Source organism: Abditibacteriota bacterium (assembly GCA_017552965.1).
Classification (GTDB): domain Bacteria; phylum Armatimonadota; class UBA5829; order UBA5829; family UBA5829; genus RGIG7931.
Map to the genome: position 1 here is coordinate 1 of JAFZNQ010000047.1, position 11,691 is coordinate 11,691.

Below are 11,691 nucleotides of genomic sequence, written 5' to 3' on the forward strand. Positions count from 1 at the left end.
CCGGCCACAGTCGAGAGAGCAATAAAGCGCCCGGGAAGGCGTCCCCGTCGGTCGCGGGATCGACCGACGGGGACCAAACAACACATGCATCGGCAGGCGCGCAGCGCCTGCCGATGCATTCGATCTCTCCGACAGAACCGCGAGCCCCTGTCTGACGGCGGAGAAATGGCGCAGGTGTGCTATAATATAGAAAACGGCATCGCCAAGGAGAACGCAATGACTATCGAAACCCAGGAAATACTCGAGCTGACCTTTCGGGCCGAAGCTCCTCACTCCGATCCCTTTTGGGACGTCACTCTGGACATAGAGGCCTCGTCTGCCGCGGGCACGCGGCTCTTTCCCTGCTACTGGGCGGGAGGCGATCTGTGGAAGGCCCGCATAGCCTTTCAGGAGCCAGGCCCTTATAGCCTGAAGACCGTGTGCTCCAACCCTGCGGACAAGGGGCTTCACGGCCTTTGCTTTGAAGCCGAGGCAGTCCCCTACTCGGGCATTGACCCTCTGAAAAGGCACGGCCGCCTGAAGGCGTCGGCCGACCGGCGCCGGCTGGAGTTTGCCGACGGCACGCCCTTTTTCTGGCTGGGGGACACCTGGTGGATGGGCCTGACGGGGCGGCTCGGGTTCCCGGGCGACTTTTTGACTCTGCTGTCGGACAGAGTCAAAAAGGGCTTCACACTGGTGCAGATCGTCGCCGGCATATATCCGGACATGGACGAGTTTGACCCCAGAGGGGAAAACGAAGCGGGCAACCCCTGGACGCCGGGCAACGAGACCATAGATCCCGACTACTTTCTGTATATGGACAGGCGCATCGACGCCCTGCTGGCTGCCGGCCTTGTCCCCTGCATAGTGGCCTGCTGGGGCTACTACGCCGACATCCTCGGCTTTGACAGGCTGTCGCGCTATTGGCGGTATCTCATAGCCCGCTACGGAGCCGCCAACGTGATCTGGTGCCTGGCGGGAGAAGCCACCATGCCCTGGTACGGATATCACACCGATCCGGAGGAGTTCGAACAGCGCCGGCAGAGCCAGAAGGACTTCTGGAGCCGGATGGCGCGATACGTGAGAGCCGCGGACCCCTACGGCACACTGACCACCATACACCCCAGCGCAGCGAGCAGAGAATGCGTGGAGGACCCCGCCTCCATCGACATCGAGATGCTCCAGTCGGGGCATGAGAGCTCCTTTTCATACAACTATTCCCTGGAGCTCATAGACAAATCCCTGAAGGCAGAGCCCCGGATGCCGGTGGTGCAGTCGGAAGTGTGCTACGAAGGCATATGCGAAGGCAACCGGCAGGAGGCCCAGAGGCAGCTGTTTTGGAGCAACATGCTGTCCGGGGCGGCGGGCTACACCTACGGAGCCAACGGCATCTGGCAGCTGAACGCGCCGGAATGGCCCTACGGACCCTCGCCCCACGGCGCCAGCTGGGGCACGGACTTCTGGCAGGACGCCATGAACTACAGGGGCTCGTCGGAGCTGGGGACCGGCAAAAGGATACTGGAAAAATACTCCTGGCACCGTCTCAGGCCGGACAGCAGCCTGGCCACGCCCCACAGGCAGACGGTGGAAGCCGATCTCTGCTTCGGAGCTGCCTGTGAGGACACCCGGGTGTTTTATCTGCCCCGGTTCTGCCCCGTCCCCACCTTCCACAGGCTCACTCAGGAATGGGAAGGCATACTGGTGAATCCCTCCGACGGCGCGGAGCAGCCCCTGGATCCCATCGTTCCCGACGAAAAGGGCGACTGGCTCTTTTGCTGCGGCGGGCTGCACGTGCTGCCCGTCATGCGGGACTGGGTAGTGGTCCTGAAAAAGAAATAAGACCAAGGCCGGAGCCCCGGGCTCCGGCCTTGGTCATTCCGCCTGTTTACTTCTTTTCCTCTATGGTGATGAGGCAGGACGAATGTCCTTTTTGCCTTATGATCTCAAAGCCCTTCATGAGCGAAGAGCCCTTTTTCTCCCATTCTTCTCCCGTATCCACGTCTGTCAGCAGATAGGTCTTGTCTTTTTTCAGGTCCCTGAGGCGCACAGTCACGGAGTTCCGGGGGCAGTCGTCCCGGCGGAAGGCCAGCAGTATGCCCCGCTTTTCTTCGGGCTTGTAAAACTCAAAGGCGGTCCAGATATCGTTGCCCAGACCGTAAGGGGTCAGGGCGTAATAGTCCCCGTCCAGACAGGGAGCCACGATGTTTTTCTGCTCGGAGGTGAACTTGCGCAGCAGGTCATAGTCCACCACGCTGTTTTTGATCTGCTCGGCGTTGCCTCCCAGATACTGCAGGGTGAGAGGGTCGTATTCCTTGTCGCCCTTGCGCACGTCCCACAGGCAGTTGAACAGGTTGACGCAGATGCTCCGCAGCTGATAGAGGTCTGTGACCGAGGCGCAGTGGCCGTCAAAGGGTATCCAATAGTTGATGCCGTAGGTATGGTTTTGTGTCCCCACCGGCTCGTGGAGATAGTCGCTGCGGTGCAGGGGCACGCTGCGGCGCATGGTCTCCAGATCGTTGCGTCGGCCGCCGGAAGCGCAGCTGTCAATGAGCATGCCGGGGAACCGCTCCAGGAGAGCGTCCCAGAAGGCCAGATAGCCGGTGATGTATTTGATCTCGGTGACGCCGCTTCGGCCCCGTTCGTCATTTTGTCTCCAGAAGGCCAGAGGGTCTATGTTGAAATCCTGGCGGTAGAGGTCGATGCCCTGCTCCTCGATGGTGTCGCCTATATGCTGTATGAGCCAGTCCACCACCTGAGGGTCGCTGAGGTTGAGCAGAGCGCCGCCCAGCAGCCATTCCTTGCGCCGGCCCAAAAAGCTGTCGGGGTCGCCCACTCTTTCCGGCTCGAACCAGGTGACTATCTTCATGCCCCGGCTGTGGGCGTAGTCGCTCACTTCTCTCAGGCCCTTGGGAAAACGCGCGGGGTCCGGCTCCCAGGTGCCGGTGTTGGGCCAGTTGCTCCCCGCCGGCGATTTGTCGTAGCAGGGATACCAGCCCGCATCCATCCACCAGTAATCAAGGGGGATACCCTCCTCCAGATAGCGCCTGATGAACTCTATCTGGTCGGCGGCGTTGGCGTCCGCCATTTCCCTGAACCAGTGGGACGAGCATCCCGACAGAGCCGGCTTGGCGCTCTTGGGGGTATTGTGGGCCATCATGAACCGGCGCCATATATTCTGAGCCCTTTCCCAGTCGCCGGAGTAGTGCATCACCAGCCCCAGAGGCGAGCGCAGTTCCTCGCCGGGCTTCAGGTAAAAATCGCAGTCCTCCATGCCACCGGCGATCCGGAGCGCGCCGTCCTTTTCCGCAAAGTCGCAGATCCACTGTCCGGGCCAGCCCAGCACGGCAATAACGCCGCCCTTGCCCCCGGTCTCCAGATCAAAATAGGGCATGGTGCTGTTGGTGCCCCTGCCCCCCTCCGTGCGGAGACGGAGCCTTTCCCCGGAGGTGATGACGCTGGTATGGGGCCTGTAGTCAAAAGCCGTGCAGGGCGAACCGTCGGAGTAGTGCAGCACGAAGTGTTCCTTGCCCTTTTTGGGTATTTCCAGGTCCAGAGCCTTTACCGCATTTATACGGCCGGTGTTGACCGTGCCCGTGTTTTTGAAATACAGGGTCCACTCGGTGACGGGAAAATCGGTATAGTCGATCCGTTCGCAGCGGACCACCAGCCCCGAGTCGGGATCGGACCATTCTTCGACGGTCCTGATCTTGCCGTCCTTTTCCTTTTCTCTCGTTTCCGAATAGATCCAGCTGCCCAGTATGCTGTCGGAAAACAGCCCGTTGTAATAAAAGCTGAAGGGATAGCCGGAGACGGGCCGGGGCAGGTATTCGTTTTTGTCGATGTAGGACAGATCCCCCAGCTCATACACCTTGCCGGACTCGCCGTAAGCCCTGACGTCCCCCCATATGGACTGATCGCAGGCAATACCGTCCTCGGTGGGATCCAGGGTGAGGTGGAAGCTGTTCTCTCCCCTCATGGCCACGTCCACAGGCATGGCTCCGCTCTGCTGAGTCATGACGGGAGACCCGAACAAAGGACCGGCGCTGTCCTCTATGCCGAATATCACGCTGCCTCCGCCGGACTTGGCGTAAAGGCCTATATCGGCGGTGACCCGGACTATCTTTTCCGGCAAAAAGACCTGCAGATCGCTGGGAGCGTGGGCGTAGATGCCCTTTTTATACAGCTTCTCACCTATATACATAGGCTCGCCGCCCCGGGAATTGAGGGTGGTGTAGTCATAATTCTTCAGGACCAGTATCCCCTGTTTTTCCGTATCGGCGGGCATGACCGAAGGAGGCATCTTGCCCACCGGAGCAAAAGCTCCGTGGGACCACTTGGCGGCAGCCTTTAGCTCGCTCTTTTTTACGCTCTCGGCGAACGAAGGAGCGGCCAAAGACAGAATGATAAGCGATAGAATAAGCAGCATGACAGACAGTTTCATATACTCCTCTGAAAAACGATATCACCTCTATGATAGCATATCTGCGCCGCAAAAAACCTGCGGTCCCCGGTTTTTTTGCCGGCCGGGGCTCGCGGCTCCGCGACAGGAGATATCTTACCGGTGAGGGCAAAGGGCCCTCACCGCCGATATGACGTTAATATGAACGGGAAAAAACAGTCCGATCAATAATGCCTTTCGCCGTCGCGGAAGCGACGGCGAAAGGCAAAAAGACAAAGGGGAGAACACTCTCTCCGCCTTATACGGCCCCCCCCAACGGCTTTCAGCCGTCGGTGCCCCCGCAAACCACCCCACAAAATCTGCGATTTTGCGGGGAACCCCGGGAGTGCTTCTCAGCCCCGCGATACGGCCCCTCCCATCTCTAACCCCACAAAATCTATGCGATTTTGCGGGGGCCCCAGAGAGTGCGCCTCCGGCATAGCCGGAGTAAGGAACGCGGCAGACGGGCCCCACCGCACCACCCCGCGAATACTTTTATTCGCGGGGGCCCCGGTAGATCCCTGACCCAAAACGGCCAAACGCAAGGCGTTTGATCTGTTGCCGTTTTGGGCGGGATGACGCGGGGTTGTGCCGCGGTCGCCGGGATGACGGCGGAGGTAGTCCGCGTTCTCCGGCGGTCAATCAAACGTCGTTTTGTCACTTTTTCCTCCCCGGTTTTGCCAAAGACGGGTCTTCGGCCCTCCGGCGTGGTATAATGGATTTGAATACCAACATACGGAGTATACCATGAAAGTATCCGATCTCAATAAAGTTACAGTCCACAACGGCCTGGGCCTTGCCGACGCGGCCTGGCTGGACCCCACAGAGAAGCCCTTCCGCCTCTACGGCATACTGCCTCCCGACGGGGAGCACGACTATTATCACCGCATGCCCCAAAAGATAGCCGACAGGGTGAACGAAGGTGTGTCCATACTCAACCACCACACGGCCGGCGGGCGCATACGCTTTGTCACCGACTCTCCCTACGTGGCTATCGTCACCAAACAGTCATACGTAGAGCCCAGGACCGTCACCATGCCCAAGAGCGCCACCGTGGGCTTTGACCTTTACGCCTCGGAAAACGGCGGCGCCGACCTCTACAGAGGCACCTTTATCCCGCCCGAGCTGGGCTGCGAAGAGGGCTTTGAGAGCGCGGTGGGCTTTTGGAACGGCTCCGCAAAGAGGCTGGTGACCGTAAACATGCCCCTTTACGGCGGGGTCAACAGCGTATATATAGGCCTCCGGGAGGACAGCCTGATCGAGGAAGCCCCCGACTACGGCACGGAACAGCCCATAGTCTATTACGGCTCCTCCATCACCCAGGGCGGGAACGCCTCCCGTCCCGGCAACTCCTATCAGGCGATCCTGACCCGGGAGCTGGACTGGAACCATATTAATATGGGTTTCTCCGGCAGCGCCAGAGCCGAGGAGACCATGAGGGAATATCTGGCGCAGATGGACATGAAGGTGTTCGTGCTGGACTATGACCACAACGCCCCGGACCCGGAATATCTGCGGGCGACTCACGAGCCTATCTTTAAATATATGCGGGCAGCAAAGCCCGAGGTCCCCATAGTCATGCTCACCAGACCCAAGAAATATCTGGAGCCTCATGAAGAGGAAAGGCTGGCCATTGTCAAAACCACCTATGAGAACGCCCTTAAGGCGGGAGACAAAAACGTGTATTTCATTCCCGGAACTGATTTCTATGACGTCTTCTCCGGCAATGACGGCACCGTGGACAACTGCCACCCCAACGACTTCGGATTCTGGTGCATGGCCAGGGGGCTCCGGCCCCTGCTGGGGAGCCTGAAATAAAAAAACGGGGCGCCAAAAGGCGCCCCCGTCATACGCCGCAGTCTTGCGGCAGATCATCTTCATAAGAAGTCCCGGGCAAGCCCGGCCTATTGGCGCAAAAGGCTGATCTTTGCGAGAGCCTGCGCGTTATTGATCAAGTTATCGGCTCGGTATCCTTGGGACTATCACCGATCAAAGACGTTTTCTCCCCCGCTTTTTATCAGATTGGCAATAACATGCTCGGTGCTATAGCGGACCTTGAAGCGTTTTGATTTCCCATTCTCATAGCGAACCCAAACAGTATTATCGTTAAGGATCTCCCCTTCTGAGGGATATTTATAGACATCCAAATTCATGGAAACGGTGACCATATCGTGAACAGTATAGGCTTCCGTAACTCTCGGCTCCATGGTCGTATCTACGTACAAAACATTTGCCCATTCATCGTATTTCATAAGGAGCATATATATGCCGCTGTCAAGCTTCTTGACATCCAGAATGCGCTTGTTGTCGTATATATGGTTCAAGCCCTGTTTTCTGTATATATCTTCATAGGCGTATTCCCATATCACCCTGTCGTCACTATCACGCAGAGACATAAATTTTATTCTGCTTTCGGACCCCATCAGGGGAGACTTCTTATTCCTCAGCTCGGTCAGATCGTATATATACATTTTGGTATCGGCCGGCATGTCCCACACTTCTTCCGGCTCGTATTCCTTTCCCGAAGCCTCGCGGGCTTTCTTCATACTGCCGACAAACGGATAATAAGAGTCATTTATCACGCTGGTGTAAAGGATATGCTGTCCTTTGCCGAACCTGAGAGTCTTGTAAACACAGACATCATAAGGGCTGATATGTATCTCGTTGGTATAAAGATTGTTGTCTCCGAGATATTTATGATACTTTTCCGGCACTTCTGCAGGTATGGCAGGATGCTGATAAAGCTCCTTGTAAGACGTTATTTTAAAGCTTGGCAGAATAGGCATAGTCCCCGGCTGTCTGTTGAATACTTTATCATAAACCATGTCGGACGCAGCGTCAACTATACCGGACGAAGTCCCGCTTTCTTCGGCATTCAAAACAGCAAAAGCCAGCAACAAGACCCCGACCAGTATAACGATCAAAATAATAGGCCTTTTCATTGTTAGTCTCCTTCTAAATCATAATGAACGTCAAAGTCAGATTCATCGAGATAATGGTTTATCTGTACAGTGTAACTGTCTATCGCTCTGAAAATGCGGAAATAAACAGCGTTCTCGAGGTAATCATCGAGAGTATCATATGGTCCCCAGCCGCACGTGACATCATAATACATGTTGCGCAGCCTTGCAGCCGGACACTGTCTGTCCCGGGACACAAGATCGCCACCAAACAGCAAAAGGAACAACAGGCCGGCTCTGTTTTCAGGCGTTGCCGAAAAGCCCCCTGAAGAAGCCGCCGATCCTGGCCAGCAAGCCGGAAAGCACGTTCATATGCTTCGCGGACGCGGTCGTCTCCGGAACAGAGACCTTTTGGTCTTCATACACAGGCTCCCGGGAAGCGTCGTCGTTGTAATTCCAGGACTTTGCGCTGTTTTCTGCTCCTTTGCTTCCTTCGCCTGTGATAAAGTCTTTATCCAGAAGCTTTCTCGGATTGCTGTCAATGCTGTTGCGCCATATAAGGGCCCTGCGCTTCCACGCCCGTTTTATTCCCGGGTTATCTCCTTTATACATTTCACCGTTCTTGCGTATATCCTCATCAGACAGTCTTACAAGCCAATGCTCTATCGCGCCGTTCTTGTACTCCAGCCTTATAATATTATCCGTCAGGAGAGCCGCTTTTTCCGGAACAGGCACAGAAATATCTCTGGGCATCAGATTCAGCGACCGCCAAAAATCCTTCGGAACCTTTTCTCTGAGTATACATGTCTTGCCGTTGCATTTATCCGGGAGTATAGTGTCTACTGTCAGAAGCTCGTAATACCTGCTATCGCTTTGTTCAAAATCCGTAAGGAACGCAATCACTACTACTCCATTGGCAGTTTCCTCTGCGCTGTATATCCTGTCCCTGGCAAATCTGCCTTCATGAAGCGGCACCCAAGGGTGACCGCCGGCATTTCCTGTCAAAGCGTTTCCTTTTACAAGATAGCATTTATCTGCACAAAAAGATCTGTTAAAATCCTTTTTGATGATGATCGCGTCATCATACTCATAGACTACAGTCTGATATCTTCTGTCCGGATCGCGGACATCCCTGCTGTCCTGATATTCGCTGCAATAATCCGGCACAGGGACAATATCTGCAACTTCACCCAGATAAGACGAAGCAAAGGGAAAAGTAGTTTTTTCCTTTTCGGCATCAAACCCCATAACGGAAAGGGGCAACAACACAGTTACAACACACAGAATGAAATATCTCATAATCATCAACCTCCAACTAATTCAAATAAAAAACGAGATAGTCATATATATTTGACGATGTCAACGGTTCTACTTTATACGGACTTAACAACAAACCCGACTCACTGTCATACTGAGGCTGGGAATAATCGTGTATTTCTATATAATTAATAAGGTACAGCAATAAGCTGTTTATTGCTACCCCGCTTGTCACATCATAAATATTACCGTTATAAGTGTTTATTACATGATCTCTAAAAGGGGCTGTTGGTATAGAACCACCTTGAAAAGACGTTCCTTTCTGGTGCAGTATCCAATCACCGCATAATGTTTCAAAGCTTATTTCACCAACAGTATTGATGCCCTGCAGCTGGCAGGTTTTTATGAACATGTCAGACCAGGTCCCGCAGCGGCCCGTGAGCGCAGAAAGAACGTCTCCTACGTGATAAGTGATATCGGCGTTCGTTCCCCAATAAGATATCGGTCCTTCTCCGTCTATCCTTTTTATATCAAGGGTAGCGTACTTGTTCCAAATAGAAGTAAATTTAGCTGCCGTGTTTGTGTTATCCAGCCCCCTGGCGGCTTTGCAACCCAGATCTATGAGAGTGTGGTAGTCGTTTTCCTCCGTCAGCTGACCGCCTATCACATACACGGGATGCTTGGTGCGGATGTAGTCATTGCCTATGGTCCAGTCTATTGTCTCCGTGTCTGCGTCTATCTTAGTGAACTGGTTTCCATACACAGAGCTTATGGGCAGCCAATAACAGTCTTCGTTGCCCACACCGGGGACCATCCCGCTGCCGCTGAAGCCGTATTTGGCAGAGGAAAAGCTGTAGCTGCCGGACAGAGTCCCGTTGCCAAGAGCCTTGAAGGCTGCGGCATTCAATCTGAAATAAGTATTGTTGCCGCTCAGGCTGAACACAAAGGGGCGGTTGCTGTCATCAGAAACTATGCCTATCCTGTCCTCATTGTAACCGTCTTCATCATCGTCTTCCCATTCGGTATAGGGATAAAACAGCATATGCGAGCCGTCCCAATAATCTCTGATCCTCCCATAGCCGTCCACTATGCCGTCTATATATTTGGCGATGGCAGTCGAAGGCTTCTTGAACATCAGTTGCTTTTGTATGATTGGACTGTTGTTTACCACCAGGCTCACATATATGGTGTCGTTCACAGTCGCATCCTGCGGATGCTTGTAATAGATCCTGGTGGGCGTGTCCGGATCTCCGTAAAGCCATTTTTTAGCGCAGTAGCTGCCGCTGTCCTCGGTGATAGCGTTGTTGCAGGCCCGGTCGGTATATAGATGAGAGGAAACAGTCTGACCGGGCGACGGAAGAGCGCCGAACCAGCTCACGCTGATATAGCACACGTTCTCGTGAGGAAAGTCTCCCGGGATGGCGGTAAGATCTATCTCATACACTTCCTCGTCGGGGATACTGATAGTCCCCGATTTCTCCGCCAGGTCTATCACCCACAGGTCAAAAGCAAAGCTCGATGAGGCGTCAGTGATCCCGGTCCGGGGAGGAGCACCGTGATCCGTGACGGTAAGGGTCACAGGATACTTGCCTACGGGAACGCCGGACAGGTCTTGGGATATTCCCATGCTATTGAGGACGCTGCCATATACTTCCGACAGCAACTCTCCCGAAAAGGGATAAGATGAGCTGCTCAGGGTGTATTTGCTGTTATTGTCGCCCCACGGAGTATATTCATCATCATCGGACACAAAGAAGTCTCTGTCATGGAACTCCACAGACAATGCGGTAAGAGTGCTGCCCACAGGAGCGACGACGTTATAACCGCCCGCCGGAGACGCAGTCCTGTAAGAGTTGCCGAATACTGTGACAGAGGTGTGATCGCAGGGAAGATCAGGTGAGGTCAGGTGATAAACCAGATCGCCATGGCTTATGTGAGAGGATACGGTGGTCCCGCTATATTGGGGATCTACGGGAGACATACCGGAGGCAAAGAGGCCGGACACGCAAAGCCACGTCAGGACAAGAGCGATACCGATCAGTCTTATCTTGCAACCCGCAGTCTTGCAGTCTTTTGCTTTGCCGACATCCCTTCCGGGCGGCGAATGTTTACGATAGTAATCTGTTGCCATGAATATGGCCTCCTTTCTTAGATATTTGCAACGAAAGACATCATCCTTCATTACACAATTATATGATAACACGATTCTAAAAAAAAAGCAAGCCAAACGCATTTCGCAAAAAAATTTCAAAAAATACTCGCCCCTCGCAAAAGCGCGTCAGGCACAGCCGGGCGCAAAACGATTCTTTGTTGTGTCCGCGCAATTCTCCGGCAATGACGGCGCCGTGGACAACTGCCGCCCCAACGACTTTGGCTTTTGGTGTATGGCCAAAGCCCTGTTCCCTCTGCTTGGCAGCCTGAAATAAAAAACACGGGGCGCCTCTCGGCGCCCCGCCTGCTTTTCACATCTGTTGCGCAGCCTTGCAGCCGGACACAGTCTGTCCCGGCAGCTCACGTATCCTTTCTCAGGATATCCAGATAGTCCCTGTATGCGAATAAGAGAGCTTTGCCCGATTTGCCGGTGTTTATCAGAATATCCCTGTCACAAAGCAGTTTGATATATTTGGCGGTCCCGTTTTCGGACAGTCCGAGATCTGCGGCAGTCTTCACGGTCTTGATAATGGGATTCCGCTCAATATAGTCAAAGAGAGCCAGAATATTCTGCAGCGAACGGGCGGGAAGGCCGGACAGCTTTGCCCGGTTCTTCCGCCGCAGCTCTGTCAGTCTGTCAATAGTCTCCGTAGCCTCCCGGGAGGTTTCGGCAACGCCCAGCAAAAAGAATTTGATCCACTGCTCATAATTGCCGCTATGGCGCACCTCGCTCATTCTGTCATAATACTCTATCCTGTTCTGCTTCAGAAAGCAGGACAGATACAGGACCGGAGAAGACAGCGCCTTTTGGTATATCAGAAACAGTGTTATGAGCAGTCTTCCCACCCGGCCGTTGCCGTCGAGGAATGGGTGTATGGTCTCAAACTGATAGTGTACCAGCGCCGCCTTAACAAGCGAATCCGTATCATCATCATCATTCATATATCTCTCAAGATCGGACATACA

At 54.3% G+C, this 11,691-nt stretch carries 7 protein-coding genes; 2 read left to right on the forward strand and 5 right to left on the reverse strand.

The window, feature by feature from the left end; translation table 11 throughout:
* The first annotated feature begins 216 nt into the window (after nt 1-216).
* Nucleotides 217-1,818 carry a DUF4038 domain-containing protein gene (locus IK083_04790; protein ID MBR4748873.1) on the forward strand — a complete coding sequence of 534 codons (1,602 nt, stop codon included), beginning with the start codon at nt 217-219 and terminating at the stop codon, nt 1,816-1,818.
* A 46-nt stretch (nt 1,819-1,864) separates the two neighbouring features.
* On the opposite strand, the gene IK083_04795 is transcribed toward IK083_04790, so the two are convergent.
* The gene (locus IK083_04795; protein ID MBR4748874.1) at nt 1,865-4,420 is read right to left on the reverse strand and encodes an alpha-galactosidase; all 2,556 of its coding nucleotides are present in this window, start codon (nt 4,418-4,420) and stop codon (nt 1,865-1,867) included.
* Between the two features lie 744 nt (nt 4,421-5,164).
* Here IK083_04795 and IK083_04800 point away from each other — a divergent pair.
* Nucleotides 5,165-6,235 (forward strand): hypothetical protein, encoded by a 1,071-nt coding sequence (locus IK083_04800; GenBank protein MBR4748875.1) that lies wholly within the window; start codon nt 5,165-5,167, stop codon nt 6,233-6,235.
* Between the two features lie 164 nt (nt 6,236-6,399).
* Here IK083_04800 and IK083_04805 read toward each other — a convergent pair whose 3' ends face one another.
* The 4 genes from IK083_04805 to IK083_04820 all read right to left on the reverse strand — a co-directional run.
* Nucleotides 6,400-7,359, reverse strand: a complete 960-nt coding sequence (locus IK083_04805) for a hypothetical protein (GenBank protein MBR4748876.1) — start codon at nt 7,357-7,359, stop codon at nt 6,400-6,402.
* Between the two features lie 261 nt (nt 7,360-7,620).
* Entirely contained in the window at nt 7,621-8,616 is a 996-nt protein-coding gene (locus IK083_04810) for a hypothetical protein (GenBank protein ID MBR4748877.1), read from the reverse strand.
* 16 nt (nt 8,617-8,632) lie between these two features.
* Nucleotides 8,633-10,201 carry a hypothetical protein gene (locus tag IK083_04815; protein ID MBR4748878.1) on the reverse strand — a complete coding sequence of 523 codons (1,569 nt, stop codon included), beginning with the start codon at nt 10,199-10,201 and terminating at the stop codon, nt 8,633-8,635.
* A gap of 884 nt (nt 10,202-11,085) precedes the next feature.
* Nucleotides 11,086-11,691, reverse strand: a 606-nt coding sequence (locus tag IK083_04820; GenBank protein MBR4748879.1) for a Fic family protein, incomplete at its 5' end; no start/stop codon positions are given.